The following is a 25,388-nucleotide window of genomic DNA, read 5'->3' as shown; positions in this document are numbered from 1 at the left end:
CAGCGTCATCGCCAGAGGCACGATCATCCACACCAGCAACAACAGCACCGATGGCGCAAGCATGACCCGCGCTAGACCGCTTGTGTTTCGGGTTGCCATGAGTTTCCCCTCCCTGACCGATACCCGCAACGTCTCCCGCCGGGGCATCCGAATTTAACGATTGTCTTAGTGACGATCTTCGCCGGTTGCCGCATGGTAGGTCGCTAGCACCTGATCCACTGCCGCGACCAGAACCTCCTCCATATCCTTTCCTGCAACTGCCGCGAGCGGCAATTCGCCGAGATACTGGCGCAGCAGGGGTTCGGGAATTGTCTTCCCATCCAGCGCCTTATGCAAGGCGGAAACGGCCGCAAGCGCTTCCGGACGCGTCCAGTAATAGCGGATGCGATCGCTGTAGCTGTAGTGGCGCTGCAATCGCAGCGTGATGTCATCGCCATGATAATGTCCGCGCCAGTCGCCGGGTGAGGAAAGCATCAGCTTCTCCATGGTCCGCGCCAAAGGACGGTCGCCATAGTCGCCGATCATCTCGGAGGCGATCATGTCGAGAGCGTAAAGTGCCTCGCGATAGGCGAAGGTCAGGCCGGGGCCTACTTTCAGGATGGGGTATCCATCGCATACCAATGTCGTGAGGGCGGCCTGCGTCTGGTAATCGGTGGAATGGGCCTCGAAGACCAGTTGCGGTTCGGCGTCCAGCACGGCGCTCAAGGCGGTGGCCGCTTGCGGGTCGTAAGCGACGACATTGTCGCTGCCGAATTCCACGCCGGGCTGCACGACAAAGGCGATGACCCGCTCGAACGCATCGGAAAGGCCGTGTCGCGCGAATATTTCGCGGTGAAGGTCGATCGTCTGGCGCGCTGCCTGCGGCTGCGTCGGCGCGACCGTGTCGAGCACATGGTCTGCCCCGCCCGGCACCGGCACCTCGGTGCCGAGAATATAAAGCGGTTTCGGCAGGCCGGCGGCCGTGGCGGCCTTTTCGGCGACGGCCGCAAGTTTGGCGGCGCGGTTGGCTATCGTGTCGTCGTCCAGCGCCGCCGGTTCACCGGCGCAGCCCATCGAGGCATCGAGATGGATCTTGCGAAAACCCGCCGTCACATAGGCCTCGACCATGGCGGCGGCTTTTGTCAGCGCCTCCTCGGCCGTTTCCTTGCGCCAGGGATTGGGGCCGAGATGGTCTCCGCCAAAAATCACCAGTTCGCGGGGCAACCCTTCTTCCTCGGCAATGCTGTTGACGAAGCTGACGAAGTCCCGTGGCGTCATGCCGGTATAACCGCCGAGATGATTGACTTGATTGCAGGTTGCCTCGATCAGCACCGGTGTCCTGCCGGCGGCGGCACGGCGGATTGCGGCGCGCAGAACAACGGGATGGGCGGAGCAGACGGAGGTTATGCCGGCGGGCTTGCCGGAGCGGCGCGCGGCGGCGAGATTTTCGAGTATATCGGTCACAGGATTTCCTCCGACAGTTGCGCGGCCAGAAAGGCATCGAGTTCGGAAAGGCTGGCGGCGCCCTCCATCGGGCCGCGGCGGGTGACATTGTGCGCGCCGGCGGCATTGGCATAGGCGAGCGCCTTTTGCGGGTGCATGCTGAGGCGGCGGCAGGTGAGGTAGGTCGCACCGAAACAGTCGCCGGCACCGGTCGGGTCGATTTCGCGGACCCGCAAGCCGGGGACGTCGATGCGCCCATGGGCGCGGCTGAAATGGCTTGCGCCATCCGCACCGCGCTTCAGCACGATCTCGCCGATACCGGAGGCAAGCAGCTTTTCGATTGCTGCCTCCTCGTCGTCCAGACCGGAGGCTGCCTGAAGCTCCTCGCCGGAGGGCAGGAGAAGATCGGTGACACCAAGCAGATCGTCGATCAGCCTGCGGCCGGCATCGCCCTGCGCCAGTTCCTTGCGGATGTTGGGATCGAAGGAGACCGAGCCGCCGCGCGCCCTGACGCGTCTGATGGCTTCGAGAATGATTTCGCCGATGCCGGCAATCGCGAAGGCCGATCCCATGACGTGCACATGGCCGGCTTTTTCGATAAGAGCCTGCGCTTCATCGGTCATATGCGTTTCGCTGGCCGCCGAATGGGCGATGTTGAAAACGAAGTCCCGTGCGCCGTTTTCCCGGTAACGCACGAAGGCGCTGCCCGTCGGCCGGTCGGCTATGGTGGCGATGGCCGATACGTCGACGCCGTCGCCGCGCAGCCTCTCGACATTGAGGCGGCCGAAATCATCGTCACCCACCGCCGCAATGATGCCGGCGGCTCCGCCGCAGCGCGCCACCTGATCGATGAAGATGGCCGGCGCGCCGCTCGGAAAGGGGCCGATCAGCGCCTGCGGCTCCAGAAAGCCGTCGCCCACCGTCGTCGCCATGATTTCCACGAGGATTTCCCCCGCCGTGATGGTCGGGCCTTTCGTGTGCGGCGCCAGTGCGGATGTCTGCCTCATCGTCTCCTCCATATGCATTCGGCTCCCGTCCTTTTGGCGGATGCAAATCCGCCGTCCCGAGGGCTTCTGATTTTCGGATATCATTCAAAAATTTACGCGCGTCAATATATGATATGATGAAAATTTTGTTGCATCGCAGCAAGCTGGACGCCCCTGGAAATAATTTTTTATGATATTATTCGCTTTAAAACAGTGGTTTATTGGTGGGCGCGACGATATCGCCATGCTCCGATTTATTTTCGGATGTTGACAAGAGAGCGGATTTCGCGAGATAAAAAATTTACGCATGTATTGTTATGCGTAGACATCCGTAAAGGAGGAGCGGGTCTCATGAGCAAATTTATTGGAATTCTGTCATCGTCCGTGGTTGGCATCGGCCTTTTCGCCGGTCTGGCGCAGGCGGAGGAAATCAACATCGCCACCGTCAACAATGGCGACATGATCATCATGCAGAAGCTTTCCAGCGCCTGGGAGAAGGAGACGGGCAACAAGATCAACTGGATCGTGCTGGAAGAGAATGTTCTGCGCGAACGCGTCACCACCGATATCGCCACCAATGGCGGCCAGTTCGACATCATGACCATCGGCGGATACGAGGCGCCGATCTGGGGCAAGCAGGGCTGGCTGGCGCCGGTCGACGATCTCGGCGACGACTACGATTACGCCGATCTGCTTGATCCGATCAAAAAGGGCCTGACTGTCGACGGCAAGCTTTACGCCGTGCCGTTCTACACCGAAAGCTCGTTCACGCTTTACCGCAAGGACCTGTTCGATGCGGCCGGCCTGAAGATGCCTGACAATCCGACCTACGACCAGATCAAGGATTTCGCCGCCAAGCTGACCGACAAGTCTAAGCAGCAATATGGCATATGCCTGCGCGGCAAGCCGGGCTGGGGCGAGAACATGGCTTTCCTCGGCACCATGATCAACACCTATGGCGGCCGCTGGTTCGACATGGACTGGAAACCGCAGCTGACGAGCGAGCCGTGGAAAAAGGCGATCTCGGATTATGTGGCGCTGATGACCTCCTACGGCCCGCCCGGTGCGGCCGCCAATGGCTTCAACGAAAACCAGACGCTGTTTTCATCCGGCCGTTGCGCCATGTGGATCGACGCCACTTCGGCGGCGGGCCGCGTTTATGACCCCAAGCAGAGCCAGGTTGCCGACAAGACCGCTTTCACGCGCGCTCCGGTGGAGGCGACGCCGAACGGCTCGAGCTGGTCCTGGTCGTGGAACCTTGCCATTCCGAACACCACGAAGAAGCTCGAAACCGCCAAGTCCTTCGTGAAATGGGCGACCTCGAAGTCCTATGTGAAGACGGTGGGTGAAAGCGAAGGCTGGGTGGCGGTGCCGCCGGGCACGCGCAAATCCACCTATGAGCTGCCGGAATACAAGAAGGCCGCGCCTTTCGCGGATACGGTGCTGAAGGCGATCATGTCTGCCGATCCGTCCAAGCCGACCAAAGATCCGGTGCCCTATACCGGTGTGCAGTTCGTCGCCATACCGGAATTCCAGTCCATCGGTACGATTGTCGGCCAGCAGATCGCGGCTGCCCTTTCCGGCCAGCAGACCGTCGATGCTGCGCTCGAAGGCGCACAGAAACAGGTCGAGCGTGATATGACCCGCGCGGGCTACATCAAGTAGCCGCGTCCTCCCGGCGTGCCGCCCGTTCGCCTTTCGGGGGCGGGCGGCATGGGTGGGGATTGAGGGCCAGTTCTTCCCTCATTCCTGTGCCTGTCACAGGAATCCAGTCAGCCCAAGTCTTTGGGCTGGAAGGACTCTCTCGCCGCGCAGACGCGTGTCGGCTGGATTCCTGTGACAAGCACAGGAATGAGGCGAGTGAGGAAAAGCATCTAACAACAAACGGGCATGGCCAGATTACCCACCATGCATCACGGAGATCGACATGAGATTGAACAACAAGGTCGCGCTGATTACCGGAGCCGCCCGCGGCATCGGCCTTGGTTTCGCGCAGGCTTTTGCCGATGAAGGTGCGAAGGTGATTATCGCCGATATCGATATCGCCCGCGCGACGGCTTCCGCCGCCGCCATCGGCCCTGCAGCCAAGGCCGTGAAGCTGGATGTGACCGATCTTTCCGAGATCGACGCCGTGGTGAAGGCGGTGGATCAGGAATTCGGCGGCATCGACATTCTCGTCAACAATGCCGCGATCTTCGATATGGCGCCGATCAATGGCATTACCGAACAGAGTTATGAGCGGGTCTTCGACATCAATCTCAAGGGGCCGCTGTTCATGATGAAGGCGGTTTCCAATGTGATGATCGAGCGGGCGCGCGGCGGCAAGATCATCAATATGGCGAGCCAGGCTGGCCGGCGCGGCGAGGCGCTCGTCACGCTTTATTGCGCTTCCAAGGCGGCGATCATTTCGGCCACGCAGTCGGCGGCGCTCGCGCTCGTCAAGCACGGCATCAATGTCAACGCCATTGCGCCCGGCGTGGTGGATGGCGAGCACTGGGAAGTGGTCGATGCGGAATTCGCCAAATGGGAAGGCCTGAAGCCGGGTGAGAAGAAGGCGGCGGTGGCGAAATCCGTGCCGATCGGCCGTTTTGCGACGCCCGATGACATCAAGGGGCTTGCGGTTTTCCTCGCCTCTTCCGACAGCGATTATATTCTCGCCCAGACATATAATGTCGACGGCGGCAACTGGATGAGCTGAAAAGCCGGAGATGACCATGCATGCCATTCAATTCGTCGAGAAGGGACAGGCCGTTCTGGCGGAAGTTCCCGTTGCCGATCTTCCGCCGGGCCACGCGCTCGTGCGGGTCAAGGCTTCGGGGCTTTGCCATACCGATATCGACGTTCTCCACGCGCGTTATGGCGACGGTGCCTTTCCGGTCATTCCGGGGCATGAATATGCCGGTGAAGTCGCGGCCGTGGCCGCCGATGTGACGGGCATAAAGACCGGCGACCGGGTGGTGGTCGATCCCAATCTGCCCTGTGGCACCTGCCCGAGTTGCAGGAAGGGGCTGACCAATCTTTGCAGCACGCTGAAGGCCTATGGCGTTTCCCATAATGGCGGTTTCGCGGAATTCAGCCTGGTGCGCGCCGATCACCTGCATGGCATCGGTTCCATGCCCTATCATGTCGCGGCATTGGCCGAACCGCTTGCCTGCGTCGTCAACGGCATGCAGAGCGCGGGTATCGGCGAGAACGGAACGGTGGCTGAAAATGCGCTTGTTTTTGGCGCCGGTCCCATCGGCCTGCTGCTTGCGCTGTCGCTGAAAGCGCGCGGCATCGAGACGGTGACGATTGCCGATATCAACGAAAGCAGGCTGGCTTTTGCCGAAGGTCTCGGGCTTAAGGTGGCGGTTTCCGGTTCGGAAGCACTGCTGCGGCAACAGAAGTCTCTCGATGTCGTGGCCGATGCGACCGGCATTGCCCCCGTTGCGGAAGCGATGATCCCGCTGGTTGCCGATGGCGGCACCGCGCTGTTCTTCGGCGTCTGCGCGCCGGATGCCCGCATTTCGGTCGCGCCCTTCGAAATCTTCCGGCGTCAGCTGAAGCTTGTCGGTTCGCATTCGCTGAACCGCAACATACCGCAGGCGCTCGCCATTCTGGAAACGGATGGTGATGTCATGGCGCGGCTCGTCTCGCACCGGCTGCCGCTTTCGGAGATGCTGCCGTTCTTTACGAAGAAACCATCCGATCCGGCCACCATGAAAGTGCAATTTGCAGCCGAATGATCGTTTGGTGGTTGATAACCGCAGTCGACCGGCTTTTCGTGCGAAGGCCGGTCGATATAAAGTACCACATGTAATATCTCATGGGGGCAAGCACTTTGGCCAAATCTATCAGGACGATGGAAGAGTTTTCGGAATTCGTCGGCCTTTCGCGCCCGACTGTTTCGAAATACTTCAATGATCCGGCCTCGGTCCGCAAGAAGACGCGGGATGCCATCGAGGATGCGCTGAAGAAATCGGGCTTCAGGCCCAATATTTTCGCCGTCAATCTCAACCGCCGCCGCTCCAATATCATCGGCATCATCATCCCGAATTCCACCGATCCTTTCTATATGGCGCTGACGAGCCGCATCGAGCTCATCGCCAACGAGGCGGGCTTCCTTGCTTTCGTGCTGTCATCGGATGGCAAGGCGGAAATCGAAGACCGCGCCATCCGCACTTTCAAGTCGATGAATGTCGCCGGCGCGATCATCGCGCCGCTCGGGGTCAAATCCCACCGCGCCACGCTGGAGCAGCTCGCCGCCAGCATTCCGATCGTTTATGTCGATTCACCGCTGGACGAGACCTCGGCCTTTGTCGGCACCGACAACCGCCAGAGTGTCGGGCTGATGGTGGATTATCTCTGCCGCTCGGGCGAGCCGCCCTGTTTCTTCGACATGCCGCAGGTCAATACCAATGCCGCCACGCGTCGCACCGCCTATGAGGAGGCCATGCGGCGCCTTGGTTTTGAGCCGCAGGTGATCAACGTTCCGGATATTGTCACCTGGGATTTCGAGCGTTTTGCCTTCGATGAAGCGGGCAGGTTGCTGGAAGGGGCGGGGTCTCTGCCATCGCGCACCATTCTGTGCGCCAATGACCGTATCGCCTTTGGCGTCATCGCCGCCGCCTTCCAGAAGGGCATCAGGGTCGGCCATGGTGCGGATTATGACCTCAGGGTCGCAGGCCATGACGATCATCCGCTGTCGCGTTATGCCTGCCCGCCGATTACCACGGTGGCGCAGAACTATAACGAGATCGGCAGGCTGTCGATCGAGCTTCTGTTGCAGAAGCTCGATGAGGAGGCGGATGACACAACGCGGATGCGCGAGCGCATTCTCCTCAGCGCCGATCTGATGCTGCGCAAATCGGCCTGATAATTTGTTAGATAAGCTAAACAAAGAATCTGATTTTCTAAATAGAACTAATATTTGAACGCTCCTACTCTGTTCTCAAGGTTGCTTTGGGAGGCGACCGCGAGAGCCGGCGCAAAGGCGTGCCGGTATCCGGGAGGAACGTTGGATCGTCATGCCGTCGGTGCCGCGAGGGGAGCCTTCGCTGCCTCGGTGTCGCATGGCCTTCGCCGGGCTGACTGGACATTCTCGCCAGCAATTTCCCCAGCGAAGGATGTCAAAACATGAATCTCTATTCTCTTCTGTCAGAGCGTGCAGCCGGCGGCAGGCCTGTGCGGGTCGGTCTCATCGGCGCGGGCAAGTTCGGCTCCATGGTGCTGGCGCAGGCGCAGCGCATCGCCGGTTTCCACATGGTCGCCGTCGCAGACCTCAATGTCGGCAAGGCGAAGGAATCGCTGGATCGCGTCGGCTGGCCGAAGGAGCGTTACGATGCGAAGAGCTGCGCCGAGGCGCTGAAGAGCGGCAAGACCTATGTGACCGACGATGTGAACGAGCTTTTCGCCTGCGGCGAGATCGAATGCGTGATCGAGGCCACCGGCCATCCGCTGGCCGGCGCGCGCCATGCGCTGGGCGCCATCGACCACAACAAGCACGTCGTCATGGTCAACGTCGAAGCCGACGTGATGGTCGGGCCGATCCTTGCCGAGAAGGCCCGCGCCAAGGGCCTGATCTATTCGATGGCTTATGGCGATCAGCCGGCGCTGATCTGCGAACTGGTCGACTGGGCGCGCGCCACCGGTTTCGAGGTCGTCTCCGCCGGCAAGGGCATGAATTTCGAGCCGCGTTACCGTTATTCGACGCCGGACACGGTCTGGGGTTATTTCGGCTGGACGGACGAGGAAGTGGCCAAGGGCGACTTCAATCCGAAAATGTACAATTCCTTCACCGACGGCACCAAGGCGGCCATCGAAATGGCGGCCGTCGCCAACGGCACGGGGCTGGATTGCCCGGATGACGGTCTGGCCTTCCCGCCCGCCGGCCTGCACGATCTCGCCCGCGTCTTCCGTCCCGCTGCCGATGGCGGCCGCATGGCGCGCTCCGGTCTCGTCGACATTGCCGCAAGCCAGGAGCCTGATGGACGCGAGGTGTTCAACAACATTCGCTATGGTGTTTTCGTCACCTTCAAGGCGCATAATGAATATGCCCGCGCCTGCTTCAAGCAATATGGACTGCTGACTGACCCGTCCGGCTGGTACGCCTCCATGTGGCGCCCGTTCCACATCATCGGTCTCGAAACCTCAATCAGCGTGCTCTCCGCCGTGCTGCGTAACGAAGCCACCGGTTGCTCGAAAGAATTTCGCGGCGATGCCGTCGCCACGGCGAAGAAGGATATGCAGCCCGGCGAGATGCTGGACGGCGAGGGCGGATACGCGGTCTGGGCGAACGCCATTCCGGCCACCCGCAGCCTTGACATCAAGGCGCTGCCGATTGGTCTTGCGCATAATGTCAAGCTGAAGCGCGCGATCAAGAAGGACCAGATCGTCAGCTTCGACGATGTGGAGCTGGTGAACGACCTCGATGTGGTGAAGCTGCGTCAGGACATGGAAAACCGCTTCCGTCCGCAAAAAGACGCCGCTGCGTGATGGACGGAGAACGGGACATGCCGAAGGGAGCTTTCGTGGTAATCGCGGAATTTCGGGTAAAGCCCGGTTCAATGGATGCCTTTCTCGACGCCGCGCGCGATGACGCCACCCATTCGGTTCAGGATGAACCGGGTTGCCGGCAATTCGACGTGGTGCGGCCGGAAACGGGGAATAATGTGGTGTTCTATGAGGTCTACGACGACCGGCAGGCTTTCGACGATCACCTCAAAACACCGCATCTCGACCGGTTTCGCGAGGCGTTTCCCGCCCTTATCGATGAAGAACTGCCGGTGCGTTTCCTGAACCGGCAATGGCTTTGAAGGATGGGGACGATGGCAGATATTCGCCGGATCGCCGTTATTGGAACGGGTATCATGGGTGCTCCCATGGCGGCGCGTCTGGTGGAGGCCGGATTTTCCGTCAAGGTCTGGAACCGCAGCGCTGAAAAAGCTGCGGTTCTGGCGGAGAAGGGCGTGCTGGCGGCGGCAACGGCTGCCGAGGCTGTGTCTGAAGCGGATGCCCTGCTCTGCATGCTGAGTTCCGGGCCGGTCTGCAACGAGGTTCTGCTCGGCCCATCGGGCGTCGTTTCAGCCATGAAGCCCGGCGCGGTGTTGCTGGTCATGAGTTCCATTCCCGTCGAGACCGCAATGGAACAGGCGGAGGCAGCCAGGGCATGCGGGGTCAGATATGTCGATGCGCCCGTATCCGGCGGTGAAAAGGGAGCGATCGAAGGAACGCTCGCCATCATGGCCGGCGGCGAACAGCAGGATGTGGATGCGCTCCGGCCGCTCCTCGGTTGTCTGGGGCGCGTCACCCATGTCGGCCCGGTGGGCTGCGGTTCTCTGGCCAAGCTCGCCAACCAGCTGATCGTCGCCTCGACAATCTGCGCCGTCGCCGAAGCTCTCACCCTTGTGGAAGAGGGCGGAGCAGACCCGGCGCAGGTGCGCCACGCCCTGCTTGGCGGCTTTGCCGATTCCACCGTCTTCCGCCAGCACGGAAAACGCATGGTGGAAGGCGATTTCCGTCCCGGCGGACCGGCGAAATATCAGGTGAAGGATACGTCCACGGCGCTGGCCTTCGCCAGAAATCGGGGCCTCAGACTACCGGTTGGCGAGGAGGTTGACCGGCTGTTCCGCTCCATGGTCGAGCATGGCGCGGGCGAGCTTGATCACAGCGGTGTGATCCTTGAAATTAAGCGCATGAATGCGTTCGGAGGAACGCTCGAAACTGTTTGAGAGACAACAAAGGGAGGAACACATGAAAATTTCAAAACTTTACGGGCTGGCTCTGGCCGCCACCATGCTCGTGGCATCCATCGCACAGGCGGAAACGCTGACACTTTCGACACCCGATGCGGATACGTCCGAAATCACGCTCGCCGCCAACAAATTTGCCGAGATCGTTTCGAAAAAGACCGACGGCAAACTCAAGATCAAGGTGTTTCCGAACGGCACGCTTTATGGCGGCGATCCCTCGGCGGGCGTCAAGCAGCTGGCCGGCGGTTCGCTGGACATGCTGTTGAACTCGACCTCGCTTTACGCGACCTTCAATCCCAAGTTCACGGCCATCGCCATTCCTTACCAGTTCCGCGATATCGACCAGCTCAGGGTCTATCTCGACAGCGATCTCGGCAAGGAGCTTTCCACCGATCTCAGCAAGATCGGCATTCTCGGGCTCGATCTCTGGTCGCGGCCGCTGCGCCAGATCACCAATTCCAAGGCGCCGATCAAGTCGCCGGCCGATCTCAAGGGCATGAAGCTGCGCGTGCCGAACAATCCGCTCTGGGTCGAATTCTTCGGCGCCATGGGGGCGGCTCCGACGCCGATGGCCTTTGCCGAGGTCTATAATGCTCTCCAGCTCAAGGTCGTCGACGGACAGGAAAATCCGGTCAACGTGCCGGTCAGCGCCAAGCTTTACGAAGTGCAGAAGTATCTGACGATCAGCAACCATATTGCTGACGCCTGGGTGCTGGGAATGAACCCGGCCCGCTTCGAAGGTCTCGATGAGAACTTCAAGACCGCGCTGAAGGAGGCCGCCACCGAGACCGAAGCGTGGAAGGCGCAGAACGACGCTGCCGATATCGACAAGTCGCTCGAAACGCTGAAGAAGAACGGCATGGAGGTGAACACGCTGACGGACGACGAGCGCAAGGCTTTCGTGGCGGTGGCGGCCGGGCTTTCGGCAAAGTTCTCCGCACTGGTGAAAGATCAGGCGTTCTTCGACAAGACGCAGGCTTTCCTCAAGACGAACTGACGTTTTCGCACAGGGAAGGCCGGGTTTTTATCCGGCCTTCCCCAACGTCAGGCAGGGTTGTCTTGCCGTTAGGGCAGGGTGGCATTCGTTTTTACCGGATATCCGGTTTCAGCAGTGGAAGGGTATTGTCATGAACGATACGAAACCTTCGGTGCTCGGCACCATCGTTAAAGTCATCGCCGATGTGGCCGCAGGGGCGGCCTGTGCCGGCATTCTCATCGTCGTTCTTCTTCAGGTCATCGGCCGCCTTGCCGGCAGCCCGCTTCCCTGGACGGAGGAGGCGACGCGTTTCCTCTTCATCTGGATGGTGTTTCTCGGCCTCGCCGCCGGCTTCCGCACAGTTGAAAGCGCCCGTGTCGTGGTGTTTCTGGTGCTGTTTCACCGCTTCTTCCGGCGGCTGGCGGTGCCGATCTATGTCGGTTCCTCGGTATTCTTCTTCGGCATGATGGGCTGGACGGGTCTGACCCTGGTGCGCCAGCAGATCATGATGAACGAGACCGCCGCCACCTTGCCGATCCCCATGTGGACCATCGGCATTGTCTTGCCGGTCTCCGCCATCATCGCCGTGCTGGCCATCATCGAATCGCTGCGCAGCCGCCGGGAGCTCATCGCGCTTCCCGAACTTGGTCTGCCGGCGGATGAGATCGCCCATGCCGATATTTCCATTTCAGCAGGACATTGAGCCATGTCGGTCTTTCTTCTCGTCGCCTTTTTCGGTCTCAGCATGCTCGGCGTGCCGCTCGCCATCGCTCTGGCGCTCGCCAGTGTCGGCACGCTGTGGCTCTTCACCTCCATGCCCATGGACCTGCTGTCGCAGACGATGTTCTCGTCGATGAACTCCTTCCTCCTTGTCGCCGTGCCGCTTTTCATCCTTGTCGGCACCGTCATGGAACGGGGGCGTGTGGCGGAGCGCATCTTCGATTTCGCCGAGGCCATGGTCGGCTGGCTTCCCGGCGGGCTCGGCCATGTCAACGTCATCTCATCGGTGATCTTTTCCGGCGTCTCCGGCTCCTCCGTCGCCGATATTGCCTCGGTCGGCGCCATCGAGATCAAGGCGATGGAACGCCATGGATTTCCGAAGGGTTATGCCGTCGGTATGACGCTTTGCACCTCGACGCTCTCCTCGATCATTCCGCCCTCGATCCTGATCGTGATTGCCGGCTCCATCGCTAATGTGTCGATCGGCACGCTGCTGATCGCGGGTCTGGTGCCCGGCCTCTTCATCGCCTTCGCCTTTCTGGTCTTCAACCACTTCTATTCGGTGCATTACGGTTACAATCCGCCGACACCGTTCAATTTCCGCCTGGTGGTCGTCACGGGCCTGCGCGCCATCCTGCCGATGCTGACGCCGCTGATCCTCATCATCGGCATCGCCAGCGGCCTGTTCACGCCGACGGAGGCCGCAGCCATCGCGGTGGTTTATGTGGCGGTGCTCGGCGTCATCGTTTACCGCACCCTGCCGGTACGCGAGCTGCCGGAAATACTGATCTCGACGGCACGTATCTCGGGAACCATCCTGTTCATCGCCGCCACCTCGCAGCTCGCCGCCTGGGTCTTCACCTTCGATGGCCTGCCGGAACAGGTCGCTGATCTCCTGAAGGCCATGAACCTCGGGCCAATGACCGGCATGCTCGTCATCTTCGTGTTCCTGCTCATCATCGGCATCTTCATGGAAGCGATCCCGGCGATGTTCATCCTCATCCCGGTGCTGATGCCGCCGGTGGAGGCGCTGGGCATCGATCCGATCCATTTCCTGATTGTGACTGTTATGACGCTGACGCTCGGGCTGGTGACGCCGCCGGTGGGGGTCTGCCTGTTTGCGGCGGCACAGGTGGCGAATATGAAGATCGAGGATGTCATTCGCGGTTCGCTGGCGCCGATGACGGTGCTGACGCTCGCCATCTTCGCGCTGGTGCTTTTCCCGGTGCTGACGCTCGGGCCGATACGGCTGATGGGGCTTTATTGAAACGGGAAGAACGGAACTGAAAAATCAGACAACGCGACGGGCACGCCACTCGTCGCGTTGTTTTCGCATCCACTCCAGAAACAGCATGACTTTTCTCTGCCGCAGATGGGAATGCGGGCAGACGATCCATTGGGTGACGAGCTTGATGCGCGGTGCGTCCGTCACGGCCGGGATCAGCATTTTGTCCTGCAGCTCCCGCTCCATCATCAAGGTGCTTTCCAACGCCACGCCGATGCCGAGAACGGCGGCATCGATGGCCATGTGGCTGCGGTCGAACAGGACCCGCTGCCAGCGCTTTTCGGCTGTCACGCCAGCCAGCGGGAACCAGTGGTTCCATTGCGCCTGCGCCTTGACCGAATGAATCAGCCGCTGGTTCTGCAATTCCTCGGGCAGAAATTTACCCGCACCGGGATACTTCGGCGAACAGACCGGCAGGAATTCCTCCTCCACCAGCCCTTCCACGAAGAGGCCCGGCCAGCGGCCATCGCCGTGGCGCAGCTCTATATCGACAAGTTCCTGGGAAAAATCCGTCGGCTCGTTGGTGCCGTCGAGGCGCACTTCCAGTTCCGGGTGTTCCTCCAGAAACGAGCCGAGACGCGGCAGCAGCCATTTGTTGGAGATGGTCGGCGTCGCCCGGATCGTCAGCGTGGTGACCGAGCGGAAGCCGCGAATACTGTCGGTGGCGTCTGATATCTGTTCGATCTGGGCGGTGATCATCGAGAAATAGCGTTCGCCCGCTTCGGTCAATGTCACCTTGCGGCCGGTTCGCGCCATCAGGGTCGTGCCGAGCTGGCCTTCCAGCAACTGGATCTGCTGGGAAACGGCCGATGGTGTGACGCTCAGTTCCTCCGCCGCCCGGGAAATGCTGCCTGCCCTTGCCGCGGCGTGGAAAACGAGGATCGATTTTATCGGGATTTGCATGGGCAGGGCTTTGCTCAACGGAATACGGCGGTCACCTGAGTATCACAGGTGACCGCCGTGTTGAAAAGCGTTGAAGGCTCAGCTTTTAGCGGTGGCTCGGCAGTTTCGGCAGGAACACCGTGAGCAGGCCGAGCAGCGGCATGTAGGAGCAGATGCGGTAGACGAATTCGATACCTTCCTTATCCGCATAAACACCCAGAACCGCAGCGCCGATGCCGCCGAAACCGAAGGCGAAACCGAAGAACATGCCGGCGATGAGGCCGACGCGGCCCGGCACCAGTTCCTGCGCGAACACGACAATGGCCGAGAAAGCGGAGGAGAAGACGAAGCCGATGACGACGACGAGAATGGCCGTCCAGAACAGGTTGGCATAGGGCAGCAGCAGCGCGAAGGGAATGACGCCGAGGATCGAGAACCAGATGACGACGCGCGAGCCGAAACGGTCGCCGATCGGGCCACCGAAGAACACGCCGAGCGCCGAAGCCCCGAGGAAGAGGAACAGCAGAACCTGCGCATCCTGTACGCCAAGGCCGAACTTGTCGATGGTGTAGAAGGTGAAGTAGCTGGACAGGCTGGCGAGATAGGCATTCTTGGTGGCGGTCAGAACCACCAGCACCAGAAGCGTCATGATCACCGTGCCACGGGCAAGGGGAAGGGTGCGGCTGGCCGGCGCCTTGCCGACCGTTGCGCGGCGGTGGCGGGTGTACCAGACGCCAACCCAGGAAAGCACGCCAAAACCGACGAGCGCGATCAGCGAGAACCAGCTCAGACTCGACTGCCCGAGCGGGATGACGATGAAGGCGGCGAGCAGCGGGCCGATGGCCGTGCCGGTATTGCCACCCACCTGGAAGAAGGATTGCGCCAGACCATGGCGACCGCCGGATGCGAGACGCGCCACGCGCGAGGCTTCCGGATGGAAGATCGCCGAACCGATGCCGATGAGGCAGGCGCCGATCACCAGAACCTCGAAACTATGGGCAAAAGCAAGCGTGATGAGGCCGGCGCAGGTGGACAGCATGGCGACGGGCAGGGAAAACGGCATGGGCCAGCGATCCGTCACCATGCCAACGACCGGCTGCAGCAGCGAGGCGGTGACCTGAAAGGCGAAGGTAAGCAGGCCGATCTGCATGAAATCGAGCGCGTAATTCGCCTTCAGCAGCGGATAAAGCGACGTCAGCAGCGATTGCATGATGTCGTTCAGCATGTGGCAGAAGCTGGCGGCTGCGATGATCGAAAACGCCGTGCGTTGCGGATTGAACCCGGTGCTGGTGCTGGCGCTGGTAACAGTGGCCATGATGAAGTCCTCTTCGGTTCCCGGCGGAAGGCGGGAAACATGTCTTTATTTCTTCCCGCTTTTATTCATATTGTTTCTGGCCTGCATCTTTGCTCTGGACGATTTTCTTTGTGAGTGGGCCAAATGGCAAAAAACAATTCCATGATCTTCGGCTCCTTTTCTGCCGAAGACCACAACTACATGCTGAATTTGATCGATGGCACCAACGAGCCGGTGCTGGCGATTTCCCGCACCTATGCCAAGGGACATCGCGCACCGGTCCACAGCCATCTGCGGGCGCAGATCTGGCATGCTCGCAGGGGCGTGGTTCTGGTCAGCACCGCCGATGGTCGCTGGATGATACCCCCCGGCCATGGGCTGATTATTCCCGCCGGCCTGGAACACGAGTCGGAAACCATATCGACGGTGGAAATGCAATCGATCTATGTGCATCCCGACTTGTTTCAGGCGGAAGTGCCGCGGGTGGTGGAAATCACCGATCTCGCCTCAAGCCTGATTGCCGAATTGCTGGGCGAAGAGCATGAGCCACCCGCTTTCCATCGGCGCGGTCTGGTGCGGGCGCTGTTGCTGGACGAGATCAACCGCCTGCCGGACCGGCCGCTCGGATTGCCTTTTCCCGATAACGAGCGGCTGGCGGCGCTGTGTCGTGATTTCCTGAAAAAGCCGGTGGCGCGGGTGGAGATAGAGGACTGGGCGGCGGCCATGGGCATCAGCCGGCGCTCGTTTACGCGGCTGTTCCGCAAGGAATTGGGGTTAAGTTTCGTCACCTGGCGCCAGCAGGCCTGTATCTTCGCCTCCCTGCCGAGACTGGCGGCCGGCGAAGCGGTGACGAATGTGGCGCTGGATGCCGGTTATGAAAACATCCCGGCTTTCACCACCATGTTCCGGCGAATGCTGGGCAGTTCACCAAGGGCCTATCGGCAGGCGGCGCGGCAGCGCGGGGGAGCTTTTTCCGACTTGGAAGATATAGGAGACTAGGCTTAACGCTCCTCATCCCTGTGCTTGTCACAGGGATCCAGCCAGCCCAAGTCTTTGGGCTGAAAGGACTCTTCCCGCCGCGCAGACGCGCGTCGGCTGGATTCCTGTGACAAGCACAGGAATGAGGGGTGGAGATGGGACGCATCGGCACCATGTAGGTTGCTTACGGTACGGCTCCATTGGAAATACCCTAAGCCGCAGTCGCCCGCATGTCACGGCGGAAATCGGAAGGTGACATGCCGGCGATTTGGCGGAACGCCTTGTTGAAGGCGCTGACGGAGCCGAAGCCGCTTTCCATGGCGATCTGCAGGATATTGTCCTTGCCGGTCATCAGCATCGCCTGCGCACGCGAAAGCCGGAGCAGGGTCAGATATTTGATCAGCGTCATGCCGGTGGATTTTCGAAACAGGTTCATCGCATATTTCGGGTGCAGCGATGCGGCACGGGCAATTTCCGTCGCGTCGATATCGTCGAGAAAATTGGCGGCGATGAAGTCGCACATGCGCACCACGCCGATGGAGGGCGCCATGCCCTCGTCATCCTGTCTGCGTTTTCCATTCATGGCCGAGGATATGACGGAGTAAGGCTCCAGAAACATCCGCTCGACCCGCAGCAGCAATTCCTCCACCGCGTGCTGGGCTTTTGCCGGATCGCCCGAGGTGACGTAGCGAAACCAGCGGCCGAAATTTTCCGCATCCGCCCTGTCCGTCTCGGCACTCACCATCGTCGCACCGCCCATCAACTGGCTGGAGACGGCGGCCGGCAGGCGCATGCGGAAGAAATGCACGAGCGGCAGGTGCGCGCCGGCATAAAAGGAATCGTCGGAGGAATGGTCCATTTGGTGCGGCTGGCCACCCCAGAAGATGCACATCTGGCCGGCCTCGAGCGAGAGTTCATGATCGCCCATGCGATAATGCACCGATCCCGACATGACATAATTCACTTCCACCTGCGCGTGCCAGTGGGGCCTGAGCATGATGGGCGGATGATTGTGAAAAAGCTGCAGCGTCGTCGGCATGCCTTCGATGCTGCTCGCACCCGGCTGGTAGAAGGCTCTTTCAGCAATCTTACTTTCCGCCAAATCGATGTTCCCTTTTTACGAGACAGATTTCTTGCCGCCGCTAATGTGCCCATGTTCGCTGAAGAACGGCAATTGAAAAAGGGAGGTTTTCAATGTGCTTGAAATTTCTTGGCGCGTCTACGGCCATGCTGCTTCTCGCAGCCCCGGCTTTCGCGCAAACGGAAACCGTCACCATCTGGAGCTGGAACGTCGCGGCTTCCGCGCTGAAATCCACGGTCGAAGGTTTCAATAAGCAGAATCCGGATATCAAGATCGTCGTTGAAGACCTTGGAAACAATCAGGTTTTTGACAAGACGCTAGCCGCTTGCGCAGCCGGTGGCGATGGTCTTCCTGATATCGTCACCATCGAGAATTTCGAGGCGGAACTGTTCTGGAGCCGTTTTCCCGATTGTTTCGCCAATCTGACCGAGCTTGGCTATACGCCTGAGAAACAGGCGCTTTTCCCGGATTTCAAACGCACTGAGCTGGAAGTTGACGGCGTCGCCTATGCGGTTCCGTGGGATTCCGGTCCGGTGGCGGTATTTTATCGCCGCGATTTCTATGAGAAGGCAGGCGTCGATCCGGCCACCATCAAAAGCTGGGATGATTTCATCGCCGCCGGCAAGAAGGTCATGGCCGCCAATCCCGGCACCGTCATGGCGCAGGCCGATTTCAACGGCGATAGCGAATGGTTTCGCATGATCGCCAATGAGCAGGGATGCGGTTACTTTTCGACCGATGGCCAGAACATCACCATCAACCAGCCCGCCTGTGTCGCGACCCTTGAAAAGGTCAAGGAAATGAAGGACGCCGGCATCATCACGGCGGCGATCTGGGATGAGAAAATCCAGGCCAATACCGCCGGCAAGGCAGCAAGCCAGATGTATGGCGCCTGGTATGAAGGTACGGTTCGTTCCGGCTCTCCCGATCTTTCCGGCAAATGGGGCGTCTATCTGATGCCGAGCCTGACGCCGGATGGTCCGCATGCGGCCAATCTCGGCGGTTCGTCGCTGGCGATTAGCTCGACATCTCAGCACAAGGAAGCGGCGTGGAAATATATCGATTACGCGCTCACCACCAATGAAGGCCAGGTGACGATGCTGAAATCCTTCGGCCTCGTTCCGTCGCTGCTCTCAGCCATCGATGATCCTTTTGTCAAGGAAAAGCAGGCCTATTGGGGCGGGCAGGCGGTGTGGACCGATATTCTCGCCACTCTGCCGAAGATCGTGCCGAGCCGTGGCACGGCGTTCCAGTCGGATGCGGATGCGATCTACAAGGCGACGCAGACGAAATACTTCGCCGGCGGTTATCCCGATGCGAAAGCAGCGCTTGATGATGCGGCCAAGCAGATCGAAACGGCCACGGGCCTGCCCGTCGCGCAGTAAGCTGGCGGTTAGGACCGAGCGGGTGCCACAAGTTTCTTCTCCCCGAGGGGGAGAAGTCCGCGGCAGCGGGATGAGGGGGCGAGGCTAGCGATAAATCGCGAGCTAGCCCCCTCATCCGACCCTTCGGGCCACCTTCTCCCCCTCGGGGAGAAGAAATAGGCCGCACCGTTTTTGCAAAGGCATTCCCCACATTGGGGCGCGCTCTTTCTGAAGCTTTTCCATTTACCCGGTAAAACCGCCGGCATCTGGAGGTCGTCATGCCGTCAAGGAACAGGATCGCTTATGCGTTCCTTGCGCCCTATCTCCTGATTTTCGCCACCTTCTGGGTCTGGCCGATCATCAGCTCGTTCATGCTGTCGTTCCAGAATACGCGGATCAATCCGTGGCGGTTCGCGCCTTCCATGAACTGGGGGCGGCTGGTTTCCGATCCGGCCTTTTATAATGCGCTTTATAATACGCTGATCATTCTGGTCATTCAGGTGCCCGTGATGATCGCGCTCGCCACCGTCATGGCGGTGCTCTTGAATTCGCCGCTCCTGAAGGCGCGGCCGCTTTATCGTTTTGCCTTTTTCGCGCCTGTCGTTGTCGGCGAGGTGGCCTATGCGGCGGTGTTCCGGCTGATGTTCAGCGCCGATTTCGGCATCGTCAACAAGCTCATCACCTCCGCCGGCCTGTCGCCCGTCTCGTGGTTCGACAATGCCAATGCGGCCATGGCGCTGGTCATCATCGCCGTCACCTGGCGCTGGGCGGGGTATAACGCCATCATCATTCTGGCCGGGCTGCAATCGATCCCCGGCGATGTCTATGAAGCGGCGACGCTGGACAAGGTCAGCAAGCGCCAGCAGTTTTTTTACATCACCCTACCGTTGCTTAAACCCATCATCCTGTTCTGTGTCGTGCTCTCGGTCATCGGCACCATGCAGCTGTTTGCCGAACCCTTCCTCATCACCAACAGGGGCGGGCCGGGCGGCGGTACGGAAACGCTGGGGCTGTTCCTTTATCGCCAGGGCTTCACCTCGCTCAATTTCGGTTATGCCTCGGCCATTGCCTACACCATGGCGGCGCTCGCCATCGCCATTTCACTCCTCAATCTCTGGGTCGGGAGGGAGCCGAAATGAGATCGAAATCGAGATCGCTTTTCTGGCAGAAGATCGCGCTGCATGCGGCGCTGACACCGCTTGCCATCATCTGGCTGTTTCCGCTGTGGATGATGTTCGTGTTTTCGACCATGCCGGATTACGGCATTTTCAGCCCGGACATTGTTCTGGTGCCATCCACCAACTTCATCGAGAATTTCAACAACCTGCAGGCGGATACCAATTTCCTCAGGGCCATGTTCATCTCGATCACCGTCGCCGTCATCTACACGGTTCTTTCGGTGTTTCTGACATCGATGGCCGGCTGGGCGCTGGCGCGTTACCGCTTTGCCGGACGCGGGGTGGTGATCGCCATCATTCTCGGCACCATCACTTTGCCGTTTGCCGTCGTCGTCATCCCGCAATTCATCATGGTGGCGCGGGAGTTCAAGCTCGCCAACACATGGGTGGCGCTCATCGTGCCGCCGTTGTTCAACTCGCTCGGCGTGCTGTTCATGCGGCAATCCTTCTCGATGATGCCGACGGAACTCTTCGATGCGGCACGGGTGGAAGGCGTCAAGGAGTGGCAGATCTTCCTGCGCATCGCTTTGCCGCTTGCGCGGCCCACCATGGCGGCGCTGTCTATCATTCTCTTCCTGGCCTCGTGGAACAATTACCTCTGGCCGCTTCTCATCAATTCCCGCCCAGGAATGATGACCGCACCCGTGGCGCTTGGCACCCTCATCGGGCTGACCAAAGTGTCATGGGGCGGCATCATGGCCGGCGCGGTGCTGCTCACCGCACCCATCCTCGTGGTTTTCGTGGCTTTGCAGCGTCACTTCATCGCCGGCATTTCCGCCGGGGCAGTCAAGTAAGGGGGCCGCATGGCGGAACTTTCGCTCAACAACGTGGTCAAGCGTTATGGCGCGCTGGAAGTGATCCATGGCGCAAATCTGGAGGTAAAGGACGGGGAGTTCGTCGTTTTCGTCGGCCCCTCCGGCTGCGGCAAGTCCACGCTTCTCAGAATGATCGCCGGGCTGGAAGATATTTCCGGTGGCGATATCGTGATCGGCGGCAAAACCGTTAGCGATGCCGATCCAGCCGATCGCGGCATTGCCATGGTGTTCCAGTCCTATGCGCTTTATCCGCATATGACGGTGGCCGAAAACCTCTCCTTCGGCCTTAGAATGAACGGCAACCCGAAGGCGGATACGCAAAAGCGGGTCAACCGCGCCGCCGAAATCCTGCAGATAAACGAGTTGATGCAGCGCCGCCCGAAACAGCTTTCCGGCGGCCAGCGCCAGCGCGTGGCCATCGGCCGCGCCATCGTGCGCGAACCGCAGGTCTTCCTGTTCGACGAGCCGCTGTCCAACCTCGATGCGGAATTGCGGGTGCAGATGCGCGTGGAAATCTCGCGGCTGCACAAGCAGCTCGGCACCACGATGATCTATGTCACCCACGACCAGACCGAGGCGATGACGCTCGCCGACAAGATCGTTGTGCTGCGGGCGGGCAATATCGAGCAGGTCGGCGCGCCGCTCGATCTCTATGACGACCCCGCCAATCGCTTCGTTGCCGGTTTCGTCGGTTCGCCGAAGATGAATTTTCTCGAAGCCACCATCGTCGGCAGCGGCGCCGACAGCGTCACGCTCTCGCTCGACAGCGACCCTGCGGTGCGGCTGAGCCTGCCGGTCACGGCCGGTTTGAACGAGGGAGCCAGGGTGTCGCTCGGCATTCGGCCCGAACATTTTGCCGATGCGGGCGCGGGCGATGCCGATCTCACCGTTCATGTCGATGTCGCCGAACATCTCGGCAATACCAGCTATGTCTATGCCCGGACCGAAGGTGGCGAGCAGCTCATCATCGAGCGGCCGGAATCGCGCGATGTCGGCAATCGCGACCGGCTGACGGTCGGCCTTTCCGCCCGCCGGGCTTTCCTTTTCGACAGCAAGGGCGACCGCCTGCGCTGAACCCTTTCCCAAGCACCCAAGACTGATATGAAGGACGAGGATTTCATGACGACCGAACAACCGATCCGCTGGGGCATCATCGGCCCGGGCACCATCGCGAGAACCTTTGCCGATGGTATCGCCCATTCCCGCACCGGCAGGTTAGAGGCCATCGCCACCCGCAATCCGGACAAGCCCGGCCTTGCCGAGGCCTTCCCCGGTGCGCGCATCATCCATGGGTACGATGCGCTGCTTGCCGATCCCGATATTGATGCCGTCTATATCGCCACACCCCATACCGGCCATGCCGAATGGGCGATCAAGGCGATCCGGGCGGGTAAAAACGTGCTGGTGGAAAAACCCATCGCGCTTTCCGCCTATGATGCCGACGCCATTTTCCACGAGGCGAAAAAGGCGGGCGTTTTCGCGGGCGAGGCCTATATGTATCGCCTGCACCCGCAGACGGCGAAACTGCTGGAACTGGTGAAAGCCCGCGCCGTCGGCGACATCCGCATCATCCGCTCCAGCTTCGGTTTCAACATGGGCTCGTTCCGGGCCGACCACCGGCTTTTCGCCAATGAAATGGCGGGCGGCGGCATTCTGGATGTCGGCGGTTATCCGGTTTCCATGGTGCGGATGATTGCCGGCGCTGTAGACGGAAAAGCCTTTGCCGAACCGGAAAAGGTGGCGGGCGCCGCCCATCTCGGTCAGTCGGGTGTCGATGAATGGGCTTCGGCCGTACTGAAATTCGCAAACGGCATCGTCGCCGAAGTCTCATGCTCGATCATGGTGGCGCAGGACAATGTGCTGCGCATCATCGGCTCGGAAGGCCGTATCGAGGTCAAGGATTTCTGGTTCGCCGCCGGCCACAAGGGCGGTACCGGGCGGATCGATATCGTCAGGGGCGACAAGGTCGAAACCATCGAGTTGCCGGAGGATCGCTGGCTTTATTCCTTCGAGGTGGATGCGGCGGGCGAGGCGATCCGGCAGGGTAAAAAGGAATTCGATGCACCCGGCATGGCCTGGGCCGACAGTCTCGGCAATCTGCGTGTCATGGATCAATGGCGGGCTTCCGTCGGGCTCGAATACAGCATTGAAAAAGCAACGTCGCGCGTTGCCAATATCGCCGGCGGCAAGGTCGTGGCCGGAAACGCAGTGCCGAAGCGGCAGATTCCGGGCCTTGCCAAACCCGCTTCCGTGGTCGCGCTCGGTTTCGAATTCTTCCCCAATTTCGCCTCCGCATCCCTGACGCTCGATGCTTTTTACGAGGCGGGCGGCAATCTCTTCGATACGGCCTATGTCTATGGCGCAGGCAGGACGGAGGCGATTTTCGGCGACTGGCACACCAGCCGCAACGTGCCGCGCGAAGAGATCGTGCTGATCGGCAAGGGCGCACATTCGCCGCTCTGCTATCCTGACATGATCGCAAAGCAGCTCGATCAGTCGCTTGAGCGGCTGAAGACGGATTATGTCGACGCCTATTTCATGCATCGCGATAATCTGAACGTTCCGGTCGGCGAGTTCGTCGATGCCATGGATGCCGAAGTCCGGCGCGGCCGTATTCGCGGCATTTTCGGCGGCTCCAACTGGACGCGCGAGCGCATGGATGAGGCGGCCGCCTATGCTGCGAAGAACGGTAAGCAGGCTCCGGCCGCGCTTTCCAACAATTTCTCGCTGGCGGAAATGCTCGATCCCATCTGGGCGGGCTGCGTCGCGGCATCGGACGACGAGTGGAAGGAATGGCTGCAATCGCGCCAGATTCCCAATTTTGCCTGGTCCAGCCAGGGGCGCGGATTTTTCACGGACAGGGCAGGGCGCGACAAGCATGACGATGAAGAAATCGTCCGCGTCTGGTATTCCGACCGCAATTTCGTTCGCCGCGACCGGGCAATCGAGCTTGCACAGAAACTCGGCCGCCACCCGATCCACATCGCGCTCGCCTATGTCATTGCCCAGCCTTTCCCGGTCATTCCGCTGATCGGGCCGCGCACGATTGCGGAGCTGGAGGACAGTCTTTCGGCGCTGGATATCAAACTGACGGCCGAGCAGGTGAAGTGGCTGGAGGGGTGAAAGGCAATGAGACGGCGGATTTATCCGCCGCTCATTCGGATAGGGCAAGGCGTTGCGGCATATTTCTTCTCCCCGCCGGGGAGAAGGTGGCCCGAAGGGTCGGATGAGGGGGCAAGCTCTCGGTTTATCTCTACCCTTGCCCCCTCATCCCGCTGCCGCGGACTTCTCCCCGGCGGGGAGAAGAAACAGGCGGTAACCGCTCGCTCCAACTGAAGAATCTCAGGATGGAGACATCATCTTCCACCTTCTTTCCTCTCCCGGTGACTGCTAAAGCCTAGGTTCATAAACCTGCAGCGAAACAATCACCGGGGTTCCCATGAGCGATATCGATCGAAGCCGTGCCCAGCAGCTGATGTGGGAAGCGGATATCGAGGCGCTGGTGCTGTTCCAGCCCGAAGCCTTCCGTTATGCCGTCGGCGCCCATGCCGGTGTCGCGACCATGTGGGGCAGGGCGGGTTCGGCAATTGCGCTGGTGCCGGCCGATGCCGGGGCTCGGCTTGCCGCTGTCGTCAGCGATCATGCAGCCCCGCTTGTCAGAAGGGCCGCGCCGGAGATCGATCTGCGCTGCCATCGCATCTGGATCGATATGGTCGATCTGTCGGGCGCCGAAACCGTCCCGCAGGTGGACGATGCCTATCGCCGCAACAATTCCGGTGGCCCGAGGCCGGAGACATTCGATCGTACTGCCTGTTTCGGCCTGCTGGCTGATCTGCTGCGGGAGCGTGGGCTGTCGGGCGCGCGTATTGGCGCAGACCTAGAATTCATGCCCGCCGCCGATTTCCTCGCGCTGCGTCAGGCGCTGCCCGATGTCGACTGGGTTGACGGATCGGCCGTGCTGCGCCGCCTGCGCGCCGTGAAATCCGAACGTGAGATCGAGCTTCTGAGGCGCGCGGCAGCGGCGGCTGAGGCTGGGCTGGTCGCGATGGCCGCTGCCGTCAGGCCTGGCGCGGCACTCGGCGGGCTTTCCGCCGCCTGGAAGGCCGGCGCGCAGGCCCATGCCGAGAAATCCGGGTTTTCGCTGAGCGGCCTTTGGGACTACATATCCGTCGGACCCGCTTTGTCGGATATGGCGGCGGTTGTCACGCCGGGTGCGCTCATCAAGGCCGATGTCGGCACGCTGGTCGATGGTTATTCATCGGATGGCGCGCGGAGTTTTTCGTGGGGGCCGGTCTCTCCGCTCGCTGCCGATATTTTCAAGGCGCTGGAAGCGGCCTTTGCCAGTGGGCTCGAAGCGCTTCGTCCCGGCAATACATTCGGCGCGGTGCACGCCGCCATGCTGGCCTCGATGCGCAGGCAAGGTTTCAGCGAATATTATCGCGGCCATTTCGGCCATTCCGTCGGCGGTGGCGTGGGCATCGAGGAATGGCCGTTCTTTTCCCATGACAATCCGGAAACCATTCTTCCCGGCATGGTCGTGACGCTCGAAGCGCCGTTTTATGGCGAATGGCTGGGCGCGCTGATGATCGAGGACCAGTTCCTCGTCACCTCCTCCGGCGCGGACTGCATGAACAGCCTGCCGCGCAGCCTGAGGGATTTATCGGCGGACTGAGCGCC

At 60.6% G+C, this 25,388-nt stretch carries 22 protein-coding genes; 17 read left to right on the top strand and 5 right to left on the bottom strand.

The window, feature by feature from the left end:
* Positions 1-165: 165 nt before the first annotated feature.
* Complete coding sequence (locus ACQZ60_RS25115; RefSeq protein ID WP_020812280.1) at positions 166-1,443, bottom strand: D-tagatose-bisphosphate aldolase, class II, non-catalytic subunit; 1,278 nt, start codon at positions 1,441-1,443, stop codon at positions 166-168.
* The gene (locus ACQZ60_RS25110) at positions 1,440-2,447 is read right to left on the bottom strand and encodes a tagatose kinase (RefSeq protein WP_035259835.1); all 1,008 of its coding nucleotides are present in this window, start codon (positions 2,445-2,447) and stop codon (positions 1,440-1,442) included. Before ACQZ60_RS25110 ends, ACQZ60_RS25115 begins: the two co-directional genes overlap by 4 nt.
* A gap of 312 nt (positions 2,448-2,759) precedes the next feature.
* Here ACQZ60_RS25110 and ACQZ60_RS25105 point away from each other — a divergent pair, with 312 nt between their 5' ends.
* The 10 genes from ACQZ60_RS25105 (at position 2,760) to ACQZ60_RS25060 (ending at position 13,101) form a co-directional block, all read left to right on the top strand.
* Positions 2,760-4,073, top strand: a complete 1,314-nt coding sequence (locus tag ACQZ60_RS25105; RefSeq protein ID WP_020812279.1) for an ABC transporter substrate-binding protein — start codon at positions 2,760-2,762, stop codon at positions 4,071-4,073.
* Between the two features lie 262 nt (positions 4,074-4,335).
* Positions 4,336-5,106 (top strand): galactitol 2-dehydrogenase, encoded by a 771-nt coding sequence (locus ACQZ60_RS25100; RefSeq protein WP_020812278.1) that lies wholly within the window; start codon positions 4,336-4,338, stop codon positions 5,104-5,106.
* A gap of 16 nt (positions 5,107-5,122) precedes the next feature.
* Positions 5,123-6,133, top strand: a complete 1,011-nt coding sequence (locus tag ACQZ60_RS25095; protein ID WP_031234310.1) for a D-altritol 5-dehydrogenase — start codon at positions 5,123-5,125, stop codon at positions 6,131-6,133.
* A gap of 116 nt (positions 6,134-6,249) precedes the next feature.
* A complete protein-coding gene (locus ACQZ60_RS25090; RefSeq protein WP_003522707.1) occupies positions 6,250-7,263 on the top strand; it encodes a LacI family DNA-binding transcriptional regulator in 1,014 nt (337 codons plus the stop codon).
* A gap of 260 nt (positions 7,264-7,523) precedes the next feature.
* A complete protein-coding gene (locus ACQZ60_RS25085; protein ID WP_020812275.1) occupies positions 7,524-8,882 on the top strand; it encodes an NAD(P)H-dependent oxidoreductase in 1,359 nt (452 codons plus the stop codon).
* A gap of 17 nt (positions 8,883-8,899) precedes the next feature.
* Positions 8,900-9,202 carry a putative quinol monooxygenase gene (locus tag ACQZ60_RS25080; protein ID WP_035259684.1) on the top strand — a complete coding sequence of 101 codons (303 nt, stop codon included), beginning with the start codon at positions 8,900-8,902 and terminating at the stop codon, positions 9,200-9,202.
* A 12-nt stretch (positions 9,203-9,214) separates the two neighbouring features.
* Positions 9,215-10,117, top strand: coding sequence for an NAD(P)-dependent oxidoreductase (locus ACQZ60_RS25075; RefSeq protein WP_020812273.1), 903 nt, complete (start codon positions 9,215-9,217; stop codon positions 10,115-10,117).
* Between the two features lie 22 nt (positions 10,118-10,139).
* Positions 10,140-11,135 carry a DctP family TRAP transporter solute-binding subunit gene (locus ACQZ60_RS25070; RefSeq protein WP_020812272.1) on the top strand — a complete coding sequence of 332 codons (996 nt, stop codon included), beginning with the start codon at positions 10,140-10,142 and terminating at the stop codon, positions 11,133-11,135.
* 130 nt (positions 11,136-11,265) lie between these two features.
* Entirely contained in the window at positions 11,266-11,817 is a 552-nt protein-coding gene (locus ACQZ60_RS25065; protein WP_020812271.1) for a TRAP transporter small permease, read from the top strand.
* 3 nt (positions 11,818-11,820) lie between these two features.
* Positions 11,821-13,101 (top strand): TRAP transporter large permease, encoded by a 1,281-nt coding sequence (locus ACQZ60_RS25060; RefSeq protein ID WP_020812270.1) that lies wholly within the window; start codon positions 11,821-11,823, stop codon positions 13,099-13,101.
* A 24-nt stretch (positions 13,102-13,125) separates the two neighbouring features.
* Here the strand turns inward: ACQZ60_RS25060 and ACQZ60_RS25055 are convergent, their stop codons facing one another.
* Both ACQZ60_RS25055 and ACQZ60_RS25050 read right to left on the bottom strand, forming a co-directional pair.
* A complete protein-coding gene (locus ACQZ60_RS25055) occupies positions 13,126-14,022 on the bottom strand; it encodes a LysR substrate-binding domain-containing protein (RefSeq protein ID WP_020812269.1) in 897 nt (298 codons plus the stop codon).
* 85 nt (positions 14,023-14,107) lie between these two features.
* Complete coding sequence (locus tag ACQZ60_RS25050; protein WP_020812268.1) at positions 14,108-15,316, bottom strand: MFS transporter; 1,209 nt, start codon at positions 15,314-15,316, stop codon at positions 14,108-14,110.
* A gap of 123 nt (positions 15,317-15,439) precedes the next feature.
* On the opposite strand from ACQZ60_RS25050, the gene ACQZ60_RS25045 reads away from it, so the two are divergent.
* A complete protein-coding gene (locus tag ACQZ60_RS25045; RefSeq protein WP_020812267.1) occupies positions 15,440-16,294 on the top strand; it encodes an AraC family transcriptional regulator in 855 nt (284 codons plus the stop codon).
* A 190-nt stretch (positions 16,295-16,484) separates the two neighbouring features.
* Here the strand turns inward: ACQZ60_RS25045 and ACQZ60_RS25040 are convergent, their stop codons facing one another.
* Positions 16,485-17,381: a helix-turn-helix domain-containing protein gene (locus ACQZ60_RS25040; RefSeq protein ID WP_196248047.1), complete on the bottom strand. Its 897-nt coding sequence runs from the start codon at positions 17,379-17,381 to the stop codon at positions 16,485-16,487.
* 86 nt (positions 17,382-17,467) lie between these two features.
* On the opposite strand from ACQZ60_RS25040, the gene ACQZ60_RS25035 reads away from it, so the two are divergent.
* From ACQZ60_RS25035 to ACQZ60_RS25010, 6 genes are all read left to right on the top strand, one after another.
* Positions 17,468-18,739, top strand: coding sequence for an ABC transporter substrate-binding protein (locus tag ACQZ60_RS25035; protein ID WP_448736351.1), 1,272 nt, complete (start codon positions 17,468-17,470; stop codon positions 18,737-18,739).
* A gap of 257 nt (positions 18,740-18,996) precedes the next feature.
* The gene (locus tag ACQZ60_RS25030) at positions 18,997-19,857 is read left to right on the top strand and encodes a carbohydrate ABC transporter permease (protein WP_448736350.1); all 861 of its coding nucleotides are present in this window, start codon (positions 18,997-18,999) and stop codon (positions 19,855-19,857) included.
* Entirely contained in the window at positions 19,854-20,690 is an 837-nt protein-coding gene (locus ACQZ60_RS25025; protein WP_137086249.1) for a carbohydrate ABC transporter permease, read from the top strand. The genes ACQZ60_RS25030 and ACQZ60_RS25025 overlap by 4 nt, the downstream gene beginning before the upstream one ends.
* 9 nt (positions 20,691-20,699) lie before the next feature.
* Positions 20,700-21,785, top strand: a complete 1,086-nt coding sequence (locus tag ACQZ60_RS25020) for an ABC transporter ATP-binding protein (RefSeq protein WP_448736349.1) — start codon at positions 20,700-20,702, stop codon at positions 21,783-21,785.
* Positions 21,786-21,830: 45 nt separating this feature from the next.
* Positions 21,831-23,834 (top strand): aldo/keto reductase, encoded by a 2,004-nt coding sequence (locus ACQZ60_RS25015; RefSeq protein ID WP_448736348.1) that lies wholly within the window; start codon positions 21,831-21,833, stop codon positions 23,832-23,834.
* A gap of 316 nt (positions 23,835-24,150) precedes the next feature.
* Positions 24,151-25,383, top strand: coding sequence for a M24 family metallopeptidase (locus ACQZ60_RS25010; RefSeq protein ID WP_448736347.1), 1,233 nt, complete (start codon positions 24,151-24,153; stop codon positions 25,381-25,383).
* Positions 25,384-25,388: the final 5 nt, after the last annotated feature.

Source organism: Agrobacterium sp. 22-223-1, assembly GCF_053522385.1.
This window is presented reverse-complemented; position numbering and strand designations above follow the sequence as displayed.

Coding starts and splice junctions, on each gene's coding strand:
- ACQZ60_RS25060 (WP_020812270.1), top strand. CDS start 11,821: ATGTCGGTCTTTCTTCTCGTCGCCTTTTTCGGTCTCAGCATGCTCGGC.
- ACQZ60_RS25080 (WP_035259684.1), top strand. CDS start 8,900: ATGCCGAAGGGAGCTTTCGTGGTAATCGCGGAATTTCGGGTAAAGCCC.
- ACQZ60_RS25105 (WP_020812279.1), top strand. CDS start 2,760: ATGAGCAAATTTATTGGAATTCTGTCATCGTCCGTGGTTGGCATCGGC.
- ACQZ60_RS25065 (WP_020812271.1), top strand. CDS start 11,266: ATGAACGATACGAAACCTTCGGTGCTCGGCACCATCGTTAAAGTCATC.
- ACQZ60_RS25030 (WP_448736350.1), top strand. CDS start 18,997: ATGCCGTCAAGGAACAGGATCGCTTATGCGTTCCTTGCGCCCTATCTC.
- ACQZ60_RS25025 (WP_137086249.1), top strand. CDS start 19,854: ATGAGATCGAAATCGAGATCGCTTTTCTGGCAGAAGATCGCGCTGCAT.
- ACQZ60_RS25075 (WP_020812273.1), top strand. CDS start 9,215: ATGGCAGATATTCGCCGGATCGCCGTTATTGGAACGGGTATCATGGGT.
- ACQZ60_RS25015 (WP_448736348.1), top strand. CDS start 21,831: ATGACGACCGAACAACCGATCCGCTGGGGCATCATCGGCCCGGGCACC.
- ACQZ60_RS25035 (WP_448736351.1), top strand. CDS start 17,468: ATGTGCTTGAAATTTCTTGGCGCGTCTACGGCCATGCTGCTTCTCGCA.
- ACQZ60_RS25045 (WP_020812267.1), top strand. CDS start 15,440: ATGGCAAAAAACAATTCCATGATCTTCGGCTCCTTTTCTGCCGAAGAC.
- ACQZ60_RS25110 (WP_035259835.1), bottom strand. CDS start 2,447: ATGCATATGGAGGAGACGATGAGGCAGACATCCGCACTGGCGCCGCAC.
- ACQZ60_RS25100 (WP_020812278.1), top strand. CDS start 4,336: ATGAGATTGAACAACAAGGTCGCGCTGATTACCGGAGCCGCCCGCGGC.
- ACQZ60_RS25050 (WP_020812268.1), bottom strand. CDS start 15,316: ATGGCCACTGTTACCAGCGCCAGCACCAGCACCGGGTTCAATCCGCAA.
- ACQZ60_RS25010 (WP_448736347.1), top strand. CDS start 24,151: ATGAGCGATATCGATCGAAGCCGTGCCCAGCAGCTGATGTGGGAAGCG.
- ACQZ60_RS25090 (WP_003522707.1), top strand. CDS start 6,250: ATGGAAGAGTTTTCGGAATTCGTCGGCCTTTCGCGCCCGACTGTTTCG.
- ACQZ60_RS25020 (WP_448736349.1), top strand. CDS start 20,700: ATGGCGGAACTTTCGCTCAACAACGTGGTCAAGCGTTATGGCGCGCTG.
- ACQZ60_RS25095 (WP_031234310.1), top strand. CDS start 5,123: ATGCATGCCATTCAATTCGTCGAGAAGGGACAGGCCGTTCTGGCGGAA.
- ACQZ60_RS25070 (WP_020812272.1), top strand. CDS start 10,140: ATGAAAATTTCAAAACTTTACGGGCTGGCTCTGGCCGCCACCATGCTC.
- ACQZ60_RS25085 (WP_020812275.1), top strand. CDS start 7,524: ATGAATCTCTATTCTCTTCTGTCAGAGCGTGCAGCCGGCGGCAGGCCT.
- ACQZ60_RS25055 (WP_020812269.1), bottom strand. CDS start 14,022: ATGCAAATCCCGATAAAATCGATCCTCGTTTTCCACGCCGCGGCAAGG.